The sequence below is a fragment of the Streptomyces sp. NPDC052109 genome (genome assembly GCF_040680195.1).
GTDB lineage: Bacteria > Actinomycetota > Actinomycetes > Streptomycetales > Streptomycetaceae > Streptomyces.
The window spans coordinates 730074-747185 of sequence record NZ_JBFAWF010000001.1 but is presented as its reverse complement, the minus strand read 5'-3'; the positions used below and the strand labels follow the sequence as shown (position 1 = coordinate 747185).

The following is a 17112-nucleotide window of genomic DNA, read 5'->3' as shown; positions in this document are numbered from 1 at the left end:
GAAGACAACCGCATGCCCATCACGCAGTCCGACGTCCTGTACACCGCCGTCGCCACCGCCGAGAACGGCCGGGACGGCCGGGTCGCCACGGACGACGGCCGACTCGACGTCGTCGTCAACCCGCCCAAGGAGATGGGCGGCAGCGGATCGGGGACCAACCCGGAGCAGCTGTTCGCCGCGGGATACTCCGCTTGCTTCCAGGGAGCGCTGGGCGTCGTCGCCCGGGCCGAGGGGGCCGATGTCTCCGGGTCGACCGTCACCGCGAAGGTCGGCATCGGCAAGAACGACGAGGGGTTCGGGATCATCGTGGAGATCTCGGCCCGCATTCCCCACGTGTCCGCCCAGGTGGCCCGGGAGCTGGTCGAGAAGGCCCACCAGGTGTGCCCGTACTCGAAGGCGACGCGGGGGAACATCACCGTGACGCTGGTCTGACACCGGTCGTTGCGTTATCGGCAGCCGCATCCTTGGACGTGGGGTGCGGCTGCCGCGGTGTGCGGCTGCCGGGTGCGGTGCGCCCTTCGGCCGCGGGTCTGTCCGCGGGTCCGTCGTGGCTGGACGCGCCCATGCGGCGGAGCCGCACATCGGTACGGTCCCGCGCCCCTCAGAGCGCCGTCGCCGCCCGGTGCACCACGCGCACGAACCTGTCGTTCTCCGGTGCCGCCCCGCCCGGAAACGCCATCCGCCGGCGTGTGTAGCCGTACGCCAGGCCGCTGCGCGGGTCCGCGAAGGCCTGGCTGCCGCCTGCGCCGCTGTGGCCGAAGGTGCCCGCGCCGAGGACCGGGTGCCACATGTCGGCGGTGGCCTGGAAGCCGAGGCCGTACGCCTTGTGGGCGCGGGCCACCAGGTCGTAGCCCACGGACTGGATCTGGCCCACTTCGGCGACCGTGTCCGGCTTCAGCAGCGGGGGCCGGTCGTCCAGTTCGCTGATCGCCGCCGCGTACATCGTGGCGAGTCCGCGCGCGGAGGCGACGCCGCCGGCCGACGCCGGTCCCCTGGCCCGTACGCGGCGTGAGTTGGCGTACTCGGGCAGCGTGCCCGGATCCGGGACGTGGGTGTTGAAGGCGATCGAGTTCAGCGTGTGCGGGCCGCTCGGCAGGGCGTCCAGCAGCGCCTGCTGCTCAGGGGTGGGGAGCATCGGCTGGACGGAGCGGAAGCGGGGCTCCTCGGAGACGGGCAGCCCCAGGAAGAAGTCCGTCCCGTACGGCGCGCGCACCCGCTCCTCGTACACCTCCTGAAGTGTGTGTCCCGTGGCCCGGCGGACCACCTCTCCGGTGAGCGCGCCGATCACCAGCGCGTGGTAGCCGAAGGCCGTCCCCGGGCGCCAGAACGGCTTCTGGTCGGCGAGCCGTTCGGCCATCGCCCGGTCGTCGGCGAGCTCCTCCGCGGAGAACCCGGCGTCGATCCCGACCAGTCCGGCCCGGTGCGCCAGCAGGTCCCGCAGGGTCACCGCGCCCTTGCCCTCGGCACCGAACTCGGGCCAGTAGTACGTGACCTTGCGGTCCAGCTCGAGCGTGCCCTCCTGCACCAGGAGCGCGACGACCAGGTGCGCGGCGCCCTTGGTGGACGAGAAGACTCCGTACAGCGAGTCCGCCTCCCCGCCCGCCCACAGGTCGACGACCCGCCGCCCGTGCACATACGCGCACAACTGACCTTCGTAGTCGTCCCGTTCTCCGGCGACGAAGGCGGCGAACTCCTCGCGCACCGCCTCGAAACCCTCGGCGGCCGTGCCGTGCACGCTGGTCTGCTGCGTCATCCGCTCTCCTCGACTGAGCCGCTGCTCGCTGCTCCCCCTCGGCACAACGCCCCTCCCTCGTCGGGCGTTCCCGAGACCGGTACGGCGCGATGCACCCGTTCGACTCAACCGCCGCGGGCGCCCGTGGGTGTCATCACTGCCCCGGACGGCGGATGGCGCGGGGTGGCGAGCCCCTGCGCGGCCGGGCTCAGCTGCACCACCACAGGAAACGCTTGCAGGTCTTGCTCGGCGAGGGTGTCGGCGACGGGCCCGAGGTCGTCGGGGCGCTGGTCGGGGTGCCGGCCGGCTCGGACGTGGCAGGGGGCGCCGGGGCCTTCGGGGTGGCGCCGGAGCCGGTCGTGGCGGTCTGCTGCGCCTTGTCGGTGGCCGTGGCACCGGGGGACGCGGAGTGCTTGTCCTTGGGTGACTTGGAGGCGGACGCGGAGGCCGAGGTGTCCGGCGAGGCGGAGCCGCTCGCGCCGGGGCCGGCGCCGGAGGTGTCGGAGACCGGGTCGGCCGTGGCGCCGGGGGACGCCGAGGACGTGCCGCCGTCGGCCGCGGCACCGCCGGCCGGGTCCGGCTGTCCGCTGATGAAGGGCGCGAACGGCGCGTCCGTGCCGAGTTCGGCGAGGCTCAGGCCGCCCGCGGCCAGCACGAAGCCCGCGGCGATCAGCACGGCGCGGCGACGCCGGCGCCGGTGCGCGGCGGCCTTGCGGTCACGGCGGCTGGAGTCGGCGTCGGCGGGGCTCACGATGGCACCGCCGCGCGCCCTGCGCCGGGCGGCCCGGCCACCGGGCTCGGCGTCGGCGGCGCCGTCGGCCTCGGGCTCGGCGTCGTGGCCGGGCTCGCGGTCGGCCGTGGACCCGGCCCCGGATTCCGCTTCCCACTCCTGAGGTGCGCCGCTCCCCTGGGCGGGGACGCGCGTCTCGTACCCGCCGTAACCCCCGGGAGGGGTGTCGTACCCCGCTCCAGCGGGCGACTGGCCGCCGTGGCCCGGCACCCCACCCGTGCCCGCGTGCACCTGCGCGTGCGCGTACGTCGGTTCGTCCGCCGCGCGCGCCGGAGTTCCGCATCCGGGGCAGGCCAGGGCGCCGTTGAGGTGCCGTTGGCACGGGTGGCAGTAGTCCATGACGCCGGAAGACTAGATTCCCCGCCGGTAACGTTCCTAGGGGCGCCTGTGAAGGTTTCGTGGAACAGCGAAATAATTGCCGAAAGGCTTGCCGAAACCGTTACCTGTTCGACCCATTGACACCCCGACCACCCCGTCCTTACTGTCACGCCAGCATTTCGAACGTGTGACGAAATTTCGAACAGCTGAGGGGCAACCGCTGTGCGCATCACCGGAATCAGCACACACGTGGTCGGCACGCCGTGGCGCAACCTGACCTACGTCCAGGTGCACACCGACGAGGGCATCACGGGAGTCGGTGAGACCCGGATGCTCGGTCACACCGACGCGCTGATCGGCTACTTGCGAGAGGCCGAGGCCAATCACATCCTCGGCTCGGATCCGTTCGCGGTCGAGGATCTGGTACGCCGGATGAAGTACGGCGACTACGGCCGCGCGGGCGAGATCGTGATGTCCGGCATCGCGGTCGTCGAGACGGCCTGCTGGGACATCAAGGGCAAGGCGCTGGGTGTGCCGGTGTGGCAGCTGCTCGGCGGCAAGGTGACGGACCGGGTCAAGGCGTACGCCAACGGGTGGTACACGACCGAGCGAACCCCGGAGGCCTATCACAAGGCCGCCCAGGGGGTCGTGGAGCGCGGTTACCAGGCGCTGAAGATCGACCCGTTCGGCACCGGGCACTTCGAGCTGGACCACCGGGAGACCCTTTACGCCGTCTCGCTCATCGAGGCGGTACGGGACGCGATCGGCCCCGAGGCCGAGCTGATGCTCGAGATGCACGGACGCTTCTCCCCCGCCACCGCCGTCCGGCTGGCCAAGGAGATGGCCCCCTTCAAGCCGGCCTGGCTGGAGGAACCGGTTCCGCCGGAGAACCTGAAGGCCCTGGAGAAGGTCGCGGCCAAGGTGGACGTCCCGGTCGCCACCGGTGAGCGGATCCACGACCGGATCGAGTTCCGCGAGCTGTTCGACAGCCAGGCCGTGGACATCGTCCAGCCGGACGTCGGCCACATCGGGGGCATCTGGGAGACCCGGAAGCTCGCGGCGACCGCCGAGACGCACTACATGCTGGTCGCCCCGCACAACGTGGGCGGGTCGGTGCTCACCGCCGCCTCCCTCCAGGTCGGCTTCACCTCACCCAACTTCAAGATCCTGGAGCACTTCAACGACTTCGCCGACGCGGAGATCAAGAAGGTGGTCAAGGGGGCGCCGCAGGTCGTGGACGGGTACTTCCACCTGTCCGACGCGCCCGGCCTCGGGGTCGAGCTGGACGTCGACGCCGCCGCCGAGTTCCCGCAGCAGCAGGCCCGGTTCGACCTGTGGGCCGAGGGCTGGGAGCAGCGCAGGCCGAAGGGAACCAGGTGAGCACCGCCGTCGTCGTCGAGGCCCCGGGCCGGTACCGGCCGGTGGCGCACACGCCCCGCGAGCCCGGCCCCGGAGAGGCGCTGGTGGCCGTGCACGCGGTCGGCATCTGCGGCAGCGACCGCGAGGTGTACCAGGGCAACCGGCCCGAGGGGTACGTCCGTTACCCGCTCACGCCCGGCCACGAGTGGTCGGGGACGGTGGCCGGGGTGGGTGCCGGGGTGCCGGAGGGGCTCGTGGGGCGCAAGGTCGTCGGCGAGGGTTTCCGCAACTGCCAGGTGTGCGACCGCTGCCACGCCGGCGAGACCACCCTGTGCACCCGCGGCTACGAGGAGACCGGGTTCACCCAGCCGGGCGCCATGGCCGCCACGCTGACCCTGCCGGCCCGGCTGCTGCACGTGCTGCCGGACGACGCCGACCTCACCGCCGCCGCCCTGCTGGAGCCGGCCGCCTGTATCGCGGCCGCCGCGCTGAAGGCGGGTGCCCGGCCGGGCGAGCGGGTCGCGGTGGTCGGCACCGGAACGCTCGGGATGTTCGCCGTGCAGTTCCTGAAGGCGGTGTCACCTGCGGAGCTGCTCGTCGTCGGCACCGGAGACGACCGGGAAGCGCTGTCCCGGCGGTTCGGGGCGACCGACTTCCGGCTCAAGGACCAGCGACTCCCGGACGACTTCGACGTCGTCATCGAGACGGCCGGCTCGGCCTCCGCCGCACGCACCGCCGCCGCGCTGCTCCGGCGGGGCGGACGGCTGGTCCTGACCGGGATCCCGGCGCCGGGCGCGGACGGGCTCGACCCGACCGGTCTCGTCGTACGGCAGCTCGAGGTGCGCACCGTCTTCGGGGCACCGCCGGACGCCTGGGCGCACGCCGTGCGGGTCTTCGGCGCCGGGCTGCTGCATCCGCTGCCGCTGGTCACGCACGAACTGCCGCTGACCGAGTTCCCGCAGGCCATCGAGCTGGTCGGGGCCGGCGATCCGAAGGTGGGCAAGGTGCTGCTCCGCCCCTGACGGTGTACGGCGGTCAGGGGGTGACCTGACGGCGCCCTGACCGGCGTACCCCCACGGCCGTTTTTCCCGCAGCGCCCCCAGGCCGCTTTCCGCCCAGAGCCGCGAACCTTGTCCGAAATATCGAACACGAAGGACAGCTTGTGACCGACGCTTCCGCTCCGGCAGCCCGCAGGCCCGGCGAGCAGGTGCTCGCCACGCTCGGCCTGGCCGCGCCCGCCCTCGACCCCGCCGACGCCTCCTCCCACAGCTTCCCGGGCGGTGGCCGCTGGCGCACCGAGATCCCCTCGTGCGAGGGTCCCGAAGCGCTGACGGTCGTGCTCAAGGAGGCCTCGCGCCTCGACGTGCCGATCCACCGGATCAGCCAGGGCAGCGGCGTGTGGATGCTCACCGACGCCGAGATCACCGAGATGGTCGAGGCCACCGCCGAACGCGACATCGAGCTCTGCCTGTTCACCGGCCCGCGCGGCACCTGGGACATCGGCGGCTCGGTGCGCTCCGACTCGCGGGGGGCCGGACTGCGCGCCCGGGGCCACGACGCCGTCGCCGGCTGCGTCGAGGACGCCGTGAGAGCGACGGAGTTGGGGGTGAAGTGCCTGCTGGTCGCCGACGAGGGCGTGCTGTGGACCCTGCACCGGGCCCGGGAGAACGGCATCGTCCCGGCCGACACCACGCTGAAGGTCTCGGCGCTGATCGGCCCCGTCAACCCGGCCTCGTACGCCGTCTTCGAGCGGCTCGGAGCCGACTCCGTCAACGTGCCCAGCGACCTGACACTGGATCACCTCACCGAGATCCGCCGGGTGTCCGCCGCCCCCATGGACATGTACATCGAGGCCCCCGACGACCTCGGCGGCTACGTGCGGATGTACGAGGTCGCCGAGCTGATCCGGCGCGGTGCCCCGCTCTACCTGAAGTTCGGTCTGTCCAAGGCGCCCGGCATCTACCCGTGGGGCACCCACCTGCGGGACGTGACCCTGGACACCGCCCGGGAGCGGGTGCGGCGCGGCCGGCTCGCCCTGGACCTGCTCGCCCGGCTCGGCGCGGACGGCGACATGGCGCCGCTCGGCTCGCGGCTGCCGGGGTCTCTCAACCGTTTCCCCACCGACCGTCCCGCCGGATGACCGACGGGGACCGCGGGCCGTGCGTGGCCGGTCGCGGCCACGCGGCGGAGCCGCACACGTCAGCGCCCCGCGCCCCTTCAGGGCGCTTCAGCCGACTTCGCTCGACACAACTCGACGACGAGAAGAACAGGGACCGATGACCATGCGTACTCGTAGAAGCGCCCTCGCCGCCATAGCCGGCACCGCATCGCTCGCCCTCACCCTGACCGCCTGCGGACAGAGCGGCTCGGGCGGCAGCAAGGAGAAGACGGGCGACGTCAAGGGCGCCACGATCGGCATCGCGATGCCGACCAAGTCCTCCGAGCGGTGGATCAACGACGGCAACGACATGGTCGAGAACCTCAAGGCCAAGGGCTACAAGACCAAGCTGGTCTACGGCGAGGACGACCCGAGCACCCAGGTCTCGCAGATCGAGAACATGATCACGCAGGGCGTCAAGGGCCTGATCATCGCCGCCATCGACAACAAGTCCCTGAACAACGTGCTCCAGGAGGCCGCACAGGCCAACATCCCGGTCATCGCCTACGACCGGCTCATCCTCGGCACCAAGAACGTCGACTACTACGCCTCGTTCGACAACGAGAAGGTCGGCACCCTCCAGGGCACCTACATCGTGCACAAGCTCGGCCTGGACAGCGGCAAGAAGGGCCCGTTCAACATCGAGCTGTTCGCCGGCTCCAACGACGACAACAACACCCAGTACTTCTTCGACGGCGCGATGAAGGTGCTCCAGCCGTACCTCGACAAGAAGGAACTGGTCGTCAAGTCCGGGCAGACCAAGCTCAACCAGGTCACCACCCTGCGCTGGGACGGCACCACCGCGCAGAAGCGCATGGAGGACATCCTCACCTCCTCCTACAAGAGCGGCAAGGTCGACGCGGTGCTCTCGCCCTACGACGGCATCTCCATCGGCATCATCTCCGCGCTGAAGTCCGACGGTTACGGCACCGGCAGCCAGCCGCTGCCGGTCATCACCGGCCAGGACGCCGAGCTGGCCTCGGTGAAGTCGATCATCGCGGGCCAGCAGTCCCAGACCGTCTTCAAGGACAGCCGCAAGGAGACCGCGGTCGCGGTGACCATGGTCGACGACGTCCTGCACGGCAAGAAGCCCCAGGTCAACGACACCAAGACCTACACCAACGGCGCCAAGGTCGTCCCCTCCTACCTGCTCCAGCCGGTGAGCGTGGACAAGACCAACTACGAGGACGTCCTGGTCAAGGGCGGCTACTACACCGATTCCCAGCTCCGGTAAGCCCGCCCACCTGCCCGACCCACACTGATTGGAAGGCACGACCATGGCGGGACCCGTCCTGGAAATGCGCTCGATCGTCAAGACCTTTCCCGGTGTCAAGGCGCTGTCGGACGTCACCCTGACCGTCCGGCAGGGCGAGGTCCACGCCATCTGCGGGGAGAACGGCGCCGGCAAGTCGACCCTGATGAAGGTGCTCTCCGGCGTCCATCCGCACGGCACCTACGAGGGCGAGATCCTCTTCGAGGGGGAGCTCTGCCGGTTCAAGGACATCCGGGCGAGCGAACAGCACGGCATCGTCATCATCCACCAGGAGCTGGCGCTGGTGCCGTACCTCTCACTCGCGGAGAACATCTTCCTCGGCAACGAGCACGCCAGGCGCGGGCTCATCAACTGGCGCGAAACCCTGCGCCACGCCACCGAACTGCTGCGCCGGGTCGGCCTCGACGAGCACCCGGAGACCCGCGTCGCCGACATCGGCGTGGGCAAGCAGCAGCTCGTGGAGATCGCCAAGGCGCTGTCGAAGGAGGTGAAACTGCTCATCCTCGACGAGCCGACGGCGGCGCTGAACGACGAGGACAGCGGCAAACTCCTCGACCTGATCCTGGAGCTGAAGAGCCAGGGCATCACCTCGATCATCATCTCCCACAAGCTGGGCGAGATCCGGCGGGTCGCCGACTCGGTGACGATCATCCGCGACGGGCGGTCCATCGAGACGCTCGACGTCAAGGCGGAGGGGACGTCCGAGGACCGGATCATCAGCGGCATGGTGGGCCGCGACCTCGACCACCGCTTCCCGGAGCGCACCCCGCACGAGCCGGAGGAGGGCGCGGCTCCCGCGCTGGAGATCCGCAACTGGACCGTCCACCACCCGATCGACCAGCAGCGCAAGGTCGTGGACGACGTGTCGATCAGCGTTCGGCGGGGCGAGATCGTCGGCATCGCGGGCCTGATGGGCGCCGGACGCACCGAACTCGCGATGAGCGTCTTCGGCCGCACCTACGGCCGGTACGCGGGCGGCACGGTCCTCAAGGACGGCGTCGAGATCCGTACGAAGTCCGTGGCGGAGGCGGTGGAGCACGGCCTCGCGTACGTCACCGAGGACCGCAAGCACTACGGCCTCAACCTCATCGACACCATCAACCGGAACATCTCGCTGACCGCGCTGAAGAAGGTCGCCCGACGGGGCGTGGTGGACGAGCAGGCCGAGCGGCAGGTCTCCGAGGGCTTCCGCGCGTCGATGAACATCAAGGCGCCGACCGTCTTCGAGCCGGTGGGCAAGCTGTCGGGCGGCAACCAGCAGAAGGTCGTCCTCAGCAAGTGGATCTTCGCGGGTCCGGACGTGCTGATCCTGGACGAGCCCACGCGCGGCATCGACGTGGGGGCCAAGTACGAGATCTACACGGTCATCGACCAACTGGCCGCCCAGGGCAAGGCGGTCGTCTTCATCTCCTCCGAGCTGCCGGAGCTGCTCGGCATGTGCGACCGCATCTACACGATGGCCGCCGGGCGGCTGACCGGTGAGGTGCCGCGCGCCGAGGCCACGCAGGAAGTGCTGATGCGCCATATGACGAAGGACAAAGAGGTGTCCCGATGAGCACGGATGTGACCGCCAAGACCCCGGCCCCCGCGCCGCCGGGCAAGAGCGGATCGGCCGGTGCGGACGGCCTGCTCCAGCTGGTCCTGGGCGGCCTGCGCCGCAACATGCGCCAGTACGGCATGCTGATCGCGCTCGGTCTGATCGTCGTCCTCTTCCAGGTCTGGACCGGCGGCGACCTGCTGCTGCCGCGCAACGTCTCCAACCTGGTGCTGCAGAACAGCTACATCCTGATCCTCGCGATCGGCATGATGCTGGTGATCATCGCCGGGCACATCGACCTGTCGGTCGGCTCGATCACGGCGTTCGTGGGCGCGTTCGCCGCCGTGCTGACGGTGCAGCACCATGTGGCGTGGCCCGTCGCCCTGGTGCTGTGCCTGCTGGTGGGCGCCGTGGCGGGTGCCGTACAGGGCTTCCTGATCGCGTACTTCGGCATACCGTCGTTCATCGTCACCCTGGCGGGCATGCTGCTCTTCCGCGGCCTCACCGAGATCCTGCTCAAGGGCCAGACCCTCGGCCCGTTCCCGAACGGCCTGCAGAAGATCGGCAACGGCTTCCTGCCCGAGGTCGGCCCGAACACCAACTACCACAACCTGACCCTGCTCCTCGGCATCGTCCTGATCGCCGCCGTGGTGTGGCAGGAGGTGCGCGACCGGCGCCGCCAGCAGGAGTTCTCCCTCGACGTGGTGCCCGTCAGGCTGTTCCTGCTCAAGCTGGTGGCGCTGGTCGCCGCGATCCTCGCCCTCACGCTGCTGCTCGCCAGCTACGACGGCGCACCGATCATCCTGATCGTTCTCGGTGTCCTGGTGGGCGGGTACGGCTACGTCATGCGCAACTCGGTCTTCGGCCGCCACATCTACGCCATCGGCGGCAATCTGCCGGCGGCCAAACTGTCCGGCGTGAAGGACAGGCGCATCACCTTCCAGGTGTTCCTGAACATGGGCGTGCTCGCGGCCCTGGCGGGTCTGGTGGTGGCCGCCCGCCTGAACGCGGCCTCGCCGAAGGCGGGCGACGGCTTCGAACTGGAGGCCATCGCCTCCTCGTTCATCGGCGGCGCCTCCATGAGCGGCGGTGTCGGCACCGTCCTCGGCGCCATCATCGGCGGTCTCGTCCTCGGCGTGCTGAACAACGGCATGAACCTCCTCAGCGTCGGAACCGACTGGCAGCAGGTCATCAAGGGCCTGGCCCTGTTGGCGGCGGTCGGCTTCGACGTGTGGAACAAGCGCAAGTCCGGTTCGTAGGTCAGATCGGGCCCCGCCGCTGACGGCGGGACCCCTCCTTTTACGGGAGCCGCACATGGAACTGAACAGACGCACGGTCATCGCAGGAGCAGCCGCGGCGGGCGTCGCCGCCACCGCCCTCGGCTCGGGCACCGCCCGAGCCGCGTCCGCTTCGTCAGGGGGCCGCAAGCCGGTGAAGGAGCTCTTCGGCACGCTCGCCGACGGAACCAAGGTCCACCGCTGGTCGCTGGAGAACGGCGGCACCCGCCTGAGGGTCCTCTCCTACGGCGGCATCGTCCAGTCCCTGGAGATCCCCGACCGGCACGGCCGGTACGCCAACGTCTCCCTCGGCTACGACAACCTCGACACGTACGTCAAGGGCACCACCTACTTCGGCGCGACCATCGGCCGCTACGGCAACCGCATCGCCAAGGGCCAGTTCACCCTGGACGGCAAGAAGTACCAGCTGTCCGTGAACGACGGGGTGAACAGCCTGCACGGCGGCGCCAAGGGCTTCAACACCAAGGTGTGGGACATCGAGCCCTTCACCGCCGGCTCCGACGTCGGTCTGCACCTGTACTACACGAGTGTCGACGGCGAGATGGGCTACCCCGGCACGCTGAAGACGAAGGTCACCTTCACACTGAACCGGCACGGCGACTGGCGGATCGACTACGAGGCCACCACCGACAAGCCGACCGTCGTCAACCTCACCAACCACACGTACTACAACCTCGCGGGCGAGGGCAGCGGCAGCATCTACGACCACGAACTGTGGATCGCCGCCGGCCGTTTCACCCCCACCGACCCGGGACTGATCCCCACCGGCGAACTGGCGAAGACCAAGGGCTCCCCCTTCGACTTCACCCACGCCAAGCCGATCGGCCGGGACATCCGCGTCGGCCACCCGCAGCTGGTCACCGCCAAGGGCTACGACCACAACTTCGCGCTCGACAAGGGCGTGACCGCGCGGCCCGAGCACGTGGTGACGCTGCGCGACCCCGGATCCGGCCGCACCCTGAGGATCCTCACCGACCAGCCCGGTGTGCAGTTCTACTCGGGCAACTTCCTCGACGGCACGCTCGTCGGTCAGTCCGGCCACACCTACCGGCAGGGCGACGGCCTGGCCCTGGAGACCCAGCACTTCCCGGACTCCCCGAACGAGCCGTCGTTCCCGTCGACCGTGCTGCGGCCGGGGCAGACGTACCGGACGACGACGATCCACGCGTTCGGCGCGTGAAGGTGACCGGCCGGGCGTGAACAGGCTCACGCCGCATGTGAGTTGAACGCCACTGCCGTCCCCTCCGTATCCAGGGGTGGCCCGTGCTCCCCCGCACGGGCCACCCGAAACGGAGGTCTCCTTGGCCGGCAACGTCACCTCGTTGTTCCGCGGCGGCACCGCGCACAGCCCCTCGATGGCGGCGCTGACGCGGGAGGGCGGGGACGGGACGGGACCGGTGGACTTCTGCATCCCGTGCAACCCGTACTTCCCCACGCCGGACATGTTCGAGGCGCTGTCGGCCCGGCTCCGTGAGATCGTCACCTACTACCCGAGCGGCGCCGACGCCATCACCGACGAGCTGTGCTCCCTGCTCCAGCTCCCGCCGCAGTGCGTGGCCATGGGCAACGGCTCCACGGAGCTGATCACCTGGATCGACCACCTGCTGGTCCGCGAGTCCCTCGCGATTCCCGTGCCGACCTTCGGCCGCTGGACCGACCAGCCGATGGAGACCGGCAAGCGGGTCGACATGTTCCCGCTGCAGGAGGCGAACGGCTTCGCGCTGGACCTCGCCCAGTACGCCGAGTTCATCCGCAAGCGCGGGACCCGGGTGGCGGTGATCTGCAACCCCAACAACCCCGACGGCGGCTATCTGCGCAAGCAGTCGGTGGTGCAGTTCATGGACGCGATGGCCGACCTGGACCTGGTGATCGTCGACGAGTCGTTCCTGGAGTTCGCCGACGCGGAGGCCGAGCCCAGCGTCGTCCAGGAGGCCATGCTCCGCCCCAACGTGATCGTGCTGCGCAGCCTCGGCAAGAACTTCGGCCTGCACGGCATACGCTTCGGCTACCTCGTGGCGAACCCGGCCCTGGCGGGCAAGGTCCGCTCCATGCTCCCGAAGTGGAACCTCAACGCCTTCGCCGAGCACGTGGTGTTCATGCTGAAGGAGCACGGTGCCGAGTACGCACAGAGCCTTCAGCAGGTCCGCCGCGACCGGCTGGAGATGGCCAGCCACCTGTCGGCGCTGCCGGGGCTGACGGTGTACCCCTCACAGGGGAACTTCCTCTTCGTCCGCCTTCCCGTCGGCGCCGAGGGCACCGTGGTCCGCGACCGGATGCTCACCGAGCACCGGATCCTGGTCCGCGAGTGCGGCAACAAGATCGGTTCCTCCAGCCGCTTCCTGAGACTCGTGGTGCGCCCCCAGGTCGACGTGCGTCGCCTGGTGTCCGGCCTGGAGCAGGTGCTCTACGGGTCCAGGAGGGGAGCCGCCGTACCCGAGCTGGGCACAGGGACCAGCTACAGCTCGGGTACGGCGGCGGTGGACCGGCTGATGAGCGAGACCAACGGCGGCGGCGTGCAAGGTCTGGCCGCGCAGGCCCAGGCCATGCCCGCCCCGGCCGCCGGCACCGGCATGCCGCTCCCCGCCGCCGCGCATCCCGGCGCCGGGATGCCGATGCCGGCGGCGCTTCAGCCGACTCCCGCGCCCCAGCCGATGCCGGCAGCGCCCCAGCCGGCTCCCGCCCCCCTGCCGACGGCACCCCAGCCGGTACCGGTGGCACCCCAGCCGGTACCGGTGGCACCCCAGCCGGTACCGGCAGCGCAGCCGATGGGGCCCCTGCAGCAGCCGGTGGTCCCGGTGCCGGCCCCCCAGCCCGCACCGGTGCCTGCGCCCGCGCCCCTGCCGACGCCGATGCCCGCTCCGGCCCCACTGCCGGCTCCCACCCCGGTGCCGGCTCCCGCGGCCGTCGTCGCGCCCACTCCGCCCGGCGTCCCGGCCCGCGGTGGGCTCACGGCCGCCCAGGTGCGCGGCATGACGGCGCCGGCCACGCCCGCTCCCCCGGCGGGCCTGTCACCGGCTCCGGCCACGGGGTGGCCGAATGCGCAGAGCTGGCCCAACGCGGCGGGGGCCTAGGCGGGGACGGCGTGGAATCCGGCGCGGGTCAACTGAGCATCCCTGAAGGGCAGTTCGCGCGTGGTGATCACATCGCCGGCCGGAGTGCCACGCGTCCTGCCACGGACGTAACGGGTGGCGTCCCCGGAGTACCGCTTCCCGGCGGACGGACCGATCCGGATCGTCTTGACGCCGGCTCGTGCCGGGCGGGCGGCGTGTGCCTGCGGCGACCGGGCGGGCGGCCGTATGCTGTTGGGAGGTCAACATCCTGACGGGACACCGGTGTTGGTCCTCCGTGGGAATTCCGGAGGCCCTGACCGGCGGGGGCGAGGGAAGGGCATGGACTACAGGCTTCGGCTGCCCGGCGACAAAGAAGGCGACGAACTCTCCCAGCTGTACGACTGGTTGACCCGGGACACGACACTGCGCCACGGCGCGGAGATCCGGCTGCGCACGGACACGGAACTCGACCCGGACCCGGCGCCGCCGGACGAACCGGGCGAGGGCATGAGCACCGGCTTCGACCTGGTGCAGCTCATTCTCGACGCGGGCTCCCAACTGGTGCAGCTCGCCCTGGCCATCGTCTCCTGGCGGCGCGCCCAGGCACCCGAGGCGGCCGTGGTGGTCGAGCACGACGGCATCAGGGTCACCCTCCCGCCGGGGGCGGACGTGGAGGCGGTCCTCCGCCTGCTGCGCGAGCTGGACGACCCGGAGGACGGAGAGCAGTGACCGAGGCACCCGACACCGGCACCCGGCCGGTGACCCGTCTGCCCGATCCCCGGCTGCCCAACCCCCGACGGTCCGCCGCCGTGCTCATCGGAGTGAGCGAGTACCGGCACCTGCCGAGGCTTCCCGCGGTCCGCAACAACCTCGTCCGGCTGATGGAGGCGCTGACCGACGAGGCGATGTGGGGGCTCCCGATCGACAAGTGCGTGCTGGCCGGCGATCCCACCACGTCGAAGGACCTGATCGGCCCGGTCAAGAGGGCGGCCCGGATGGCCGAGGACACCCTGGTCGTGTACTACGCCGGCCACGGCTTCGTCGACCGGCGTGGCGCCCTCCACCTCACCCTCACCGACTCGGAGCGGGGCGAGGCCGATACGACCGTCCCCTACGACTGGCTGCGCGAGGCCCTGCTCAAACACAGCAAGGCCAGGCGCCGGATCATCATCCTGGACTGCTGCTACAGCGGCCGCGCACTGGAAGGCATGTCCGACCCGGCCGCCCAGCTGTCGGTCGCGGCCGCCGTGTCGGGCAGCTACACGCTCGCCTCCGCGCCGCCGAACGAGGAGGCGCTGTCCCCCCGCGGCGAGGAGTGCACGGCGTTCACCGGGGAGCTGTTCCGGGTCCTGCGGCACGGCATCCGCGAGGACGGACAGGAGAAGGAGCCGTACCTCACCCTCGACATGATCTACGAGGAGGTCCGGCGCGCCCTGCGCGCCCGGGGGCTTCCCCTCCCGGAGGTGCAGGACCGCAACCGGATCGGCCGTCTGCCCTTCGTCCGCAACCTGGCCGGCGACGCACCCCCCTGGCGGCCCCCCCGGCGGAGATGGCCGGCCGTCGCCGCCGTCGCCACCGTGCTGGCGGCCGTCGCGACGTTCTCCGTCTACCACTGGGCCCTGGCCGATGACGCCGTCTCCCGGCGCTGCTCCGCCCAGGCCGAGCTGATCGGCCACTCCGACCGGCTGGACAAGTCGGTCCACCAGGGACGCCGGCTGTACGGACTGTCCGACCTCGCCCTGACCGACGACTCCCACGCGCTGTCCCTGTCCGACAACGCGCCGCCGGTGCTGTACGGCCTCTCGCTCGGGCAGCCCGGCGGGAAACCGGACCCCCGGGTCACCTCGGTCACGGAACTGCGCCGCAAGGACGGCACCGGTTACGCGGGCAGGAGCTTCGACGGCGAGGCGATCGCCCTGGAGCAGGGCGGCAGAACGCTGCTCGTGGCCTCCGAGGCCGGACCGTCGATCAGCCGCTTCGACATGGCGTCCGGCAGGTTCGTCACCGGCTTCCCCGTGCCGCGGCGGTTCTCGATCCCGCAGGACGGCGGCGAGGCGCTGGAGGGCCAGATCTTCGAAGCGATGGCCCTCAGCCCCGACGGCAGGTACCTGTACGTCGGCACGGAGGCCCCGCTCAGCAGCGACGGCAGCTACCAGGGCCAGTACCTCATCCGCATCCTGCGCTATCGGGGCTCCCCCGGCGGCCGGTACGTCGACGACCGGGAGTTCGCCTACCGGACCGACGCGGGCTTCACCCTGGCGGACCTCACCCCGGTGAGCGGCAACCGTTTCCTCGCGCTGGAGCACAGCTACAGCAAGGGGGTGGGCAACAACGCGCACATCTACGACATCACCTTCGACGACAAACTGCCGGACGTACGGCGGACGCCCTCGCTCGCGGGCCTGCCCGGCTCCTCGTACGTCGCCAAGAAGCCGGTCGTCGACCTGAGCCGGTGCCCCTCCGACGGCGCCACCGCGAAACAGCGGCAGAGCAATCCGCTGCTCGACAACGTCGAGGGCATGGCCCTGGGCCGACCCCTGCCCCAGGGGCCGTACCAGGGCCTGCGTCCGCTGTATCTCGTCACGGACGACAACGACCAGGCCACGCAGACGACACGGTTCTACTCCCTGGCCGTCCGCGGGCTGTGACCGGTGGCCGTCACTGCGGGCACTCCTTCCACGCCAGGTGGTACACCGTGCTGATGTCGCCGTCCGTCGAGTCCATGGTCATGAAGCTGACCTTGTCGGCCGAGGTGGTGCCGGCGTTCACCCGCAGCTCGGTGTTGATGTTGAAGTTGCGCAGGACCCCGCAGGGCGCCCAGACCAGCTGGGCCCAGTCCGTGCTGTCGGTGGCCTCCCAGTCGTCGTTGTAGGTGCCGTTGAAGGGGTGGGTCTTGGGCACGGTCTGCGAGGAGCCCTGGAAGTAGTACGAGGCCCTCTGGGTGGCGCTCGCGCCGGGCTGCAGGGACAGGAAGCCGCGGTAGTCGGCGCTGGCTATCGCGTAGGTGAAGCCCTGGGGGACGTGGACCACCAGGTTCAGCTGGCAGTTCTTGCGGAAGGCCGTGGGGTCGGAGCTGCCTCCGGCCTGGGCCAGGTAGTTGCTGTAGGTCACCGTGAAGGCGGTGTTGTCCGGCGAAACGGCGACCGCGGCCGTGCCCGCGGGGCAGCCGGAGCCGTTCACGGTCGCCACGTCGATGACGATCTTGTCCGGGGGCGGGTTGTCGAACACGCCCGAGGCGGGGGTGTGAGCGGGTAGCGCGGTGGTGAGCAGCGCCGCCACGGCGCCGCCCAGAAGGAGTCCACCAGCCATGGTTTCTCCTGGGGTCGAGGGTGTGGGGGGTCTGTGTGGAACCTGTGAAGCGCTCCGCATCGTAGGAAGCCCCCGCGCTCCCCGGGAGGTTCAACTCCGGCCATTCACAACCGGCCGTTCACACCGGGCCCTACGGGTTCTCCCAGGCCGCCGGTCCGCCCGGAGGGCGGCGATTTCCTCCGCCTTCATCGGGCCGTTACCCTGCCGTACGGCCGGCTCCAGTACCGCCCGTACCGCGTAATCCGCCCGCGCCGGGATCCTCACGGGTCCGTTGTGGGGGCGTCCCCG

The 17112-nt window shown here is 70.7% G+C and carries 14 protein-coding genes and 1 pseudogene; 11 read left to right on the top strand and 4 right to left on the bottom strand.

Translation table 11 applies throughout. The annotated features are described in order from the left end of the window. Nucleotides 1-12: 12 nt before the first annotated feature. Nucleotides 13-432, top strand: a complete 420-nt coding sequence (locus tag AB0L59_RS03335) for an organic hydroperoxide resistance protein (RefSeq protein ID WP_365578658.1) — start codon at nt 13-15, stop codon at nt 430-432. Nucleotides 433-601: 169 nt separating this feature from the next. Here AB0L59_RS03335 and AB0L59_RS03330 read toward each other — a convergent pair whose 3' ends face one another. After that, nucleotides 602-1753: a serine hydrolase domain-containing protein gene (locus AB0L59_RS03330; RefSeq protein WP_365578656.1), complete on the bottom strand. Its 1152-nt coding sequence runs from the start codon at nt 1751-1753 to the stop codon at nt 602-604. Nucleotides 1754-1940: 187 nt separating this feature from the next. Continuing rightward, nucleotides 1941-2861, bottom strand: a complete 921-nt coding sequence (locus AB0L59_RS03325) for a hypothetical protein (protein ID WP_365578654.1) — start codon at nt 2859-2861, stop codon at nt 1941-1943. 201 nt (nt 2862-3062) lie between these two features. Between AB0L59_RS03325 and AB0L59_RS03320 the strand changes: the two genes are divergently transcribed. From AB0L59_RS03320 to AB0L59_RS03275, 10 genes are all read left to right on the top strand, one after another. Further along, complete coding sequence (locus AB0L59_RS03320) at nt 3063-4220, top strand: mandelate racemase/muconate lactonizing enzyme family protein (RefSeq protein WP_365578652.1); 1158 nt, start codon at nt 3063-3065, stop codon at nt 4218-4220. Beyond that, a complete protein-coding gene (locus AB0L59_RS03315) occupies nt 4217-5221 on the top strand; it encodes an alcohol dehydrogenase catalytic domain-containing protein (protein ID WP_365578650.1) in 1005 nt (334 codons plus the stop codon). The genes AB0L59_RS03320 and AB0L59_RS03315 overlap by 4 nt, the downstream gene beginning before the upstream one ends. 140 nt (nt 5222-5361) lie before the next feature. After that, nucleotides 5362-6339, top strand: a complete 978-nt coding sequence (locus AB0L59_RS03310; RefSeq protein ID WP_365578648.1) for a hypothetical protein — start codon at nt 5362-5364, stop codon at nt 6337-6339. Nucleotides 6340-6481: 142 nt separating this feature from the next. Next, nucleotides 6482-7591, top strand: coding sequence for a multiple monosaccharide ABC transporter substrate-binding protein (gene chvE / locus AB0L59_RS03305; RefSeq protein WP_365578646.1), 1110 nt, complete (start codon nt 6482-6484; stop codon nt 7589-7591). A gap of 43 nt (nt 7592-7634) precedes the next feature. Further along, complete coding sequence (gene mmsA / locus AB0L59_RS03300; RefSeq protein ID WP_365578644.1) at nt 7635-9185, top strand: multiple monosaccharide ABC transporter ATP-binding protein; 1551 nt, start codon at nt 7635-7637, stop codon at nt 9183-9185. Continuing rightward, nucleotides 9182-10426: a multiple monosaccharide ABC transporter permease gene (mmsB, locus tag AB0L59_RS03295; RefSeq protein ID WP_365578642.1), complete on the top strand. Its 1245-nt coding sequence runs from the start codon at nt 9182-9184 to the stop codon at nt 10424-10426. The genes mmsA and mmsB overlap by 4 nt, the downstream gene beginning before the upstream one ends. A gap of 55 nt (nt 10427-10481) precedes the next feature. After that, nucleotides 10482-11645, top strand: coding sequence for an aldose epimerase family protein (locus AB0L59_RS03290; protein WP_365578640.1), 1164 nt, complete (start codon nt 10482-10484; stop codon nt 11643-11645). Between the two features lie 121 nt (nt 11646-11766). Next, complete coding sequence (locus AB0L59_RS03285) at nt 11767-13536, top strand: histidinol-phosphate transaminase (protein ID WP_365578638.1); 1770 nt, start codon at nt 11767-11769, stop codon at nt 13534-13536. Between the two features lie 318 nt (nt 13537-13854). After that, nucleotides 13855-14244, top strand: a complete 390-nt coding sequence (locus tag AB0L59_RS03280; RefSeq protein WP_365578636.1) for a hypothetical protein — start codon at nt 13855-13857, stop codon at nt 14242-14244. Then, entirely contained in the window at nt 14241-16163 is a 1923-nt protein-coding gene (locus AB0L59_RS03275) for an esterase-like activity of phytase family protein (RefSeq protein WP_365578634.1), read from the top strand. Before AB0L59_RS03280 ends, AB0L59_RS03275 begins: the two co-directional genes overlap by 4 nt. Nucleotides 16164-16173: 10 nt before the next feature. Here the strand turns inward: AB0L59_RS03275 and AB0L59_RS03270 are convergent, their stop codons facing one another. After that, nucleotides 16174-16824 carry a DUF4360 domain-containing protein gene (locus AB0L59_RS03270; RefSeq protein ID WP_365578632.1) on the bottom strand — a complete coding sequence of 217 codons (651 nt, stop codon included), beginning with the start codon at nt 16822-16824 and terminating at the stop codon, nt 16174-16176. Nucleotides 16825-16989: 165 nt separating this feature from the next. Further along, nucleotides 16990-17088 (bottom strand): annotated as a pseudogene (locus AB0L59_RS03265) (transcriptional regulator); the annotation flags it as partial. Nucleotides 17089-17112 lie beyond the last annotated feature (24 nt).

Excerpts from the sequence above, each read along its gene's own strand:
- AB0L59_RS03335 (WP_365578658.1), top strand. The coding sequence starts at position 13 with ATGCCCATCACGCAGTCCGACGTCCTGTACACCGCCGTCGCCACCGCC.
- AB0L59_RS03330 (WP_365578656.1), bottom strand. The coding sequence starts at position 1,753 with ATGACGCAGCAGACCAGCGTGCACGGCACGGCCGCCGAGGGTTTCGAG.
- AB0L59_RS03325 (WP_365578654.1), bottom strand. The coding sequence starts at position 2,861 with ATGGACTACTGCCACCCGTGCCAACGGCACCTCAACGGCGCCCTGGCC.
- chvE (WP_365578646.1), top strand. The coding sequence starts at position 6,482 with ATGCGTACTCGTAGAAGCGCCCTCGCCGCCATAGCCGGCACCGCATCG.
- mmsA (WP_365578644.1), top strand. The coding sequence starts at position 7,635 with ATGGCGGGACCCGTCCTGGAAATGCGCTCGATCGTCAAGACCTTTCCC.
- mmsB (WP_365578642.1), top strand. The coding sequence starts at position 9,182 with ATGAGCACGGATGTGACCGCCAAGACCCCGGCCCCCGCGCCGCCGGGC.
- AB0L59_RS03290 (WP_365578640.1), top strand. The coding sequence starts at position 10,482 with ATGGAACTGAACAGACGCACGGTCATCGCAGGAGCAGCCGCGGCGGGC.
- AB0L59_RS03280 (WP_365578636.1), top strand. The coding sequence starts at position 13,855 with ATGGACTACAGGCTTCGGCTGCCCGGCGACAAAGAAGGCGACGAACTC.
- AB0L59_RS03270 (WP_365578632.1), bottom strand. The coding sequence starts at position 16,824 with ATGGCTGGTGGACTCCTTCTGGGCGGCGCCGTGGCGGCGCTGCTCACC.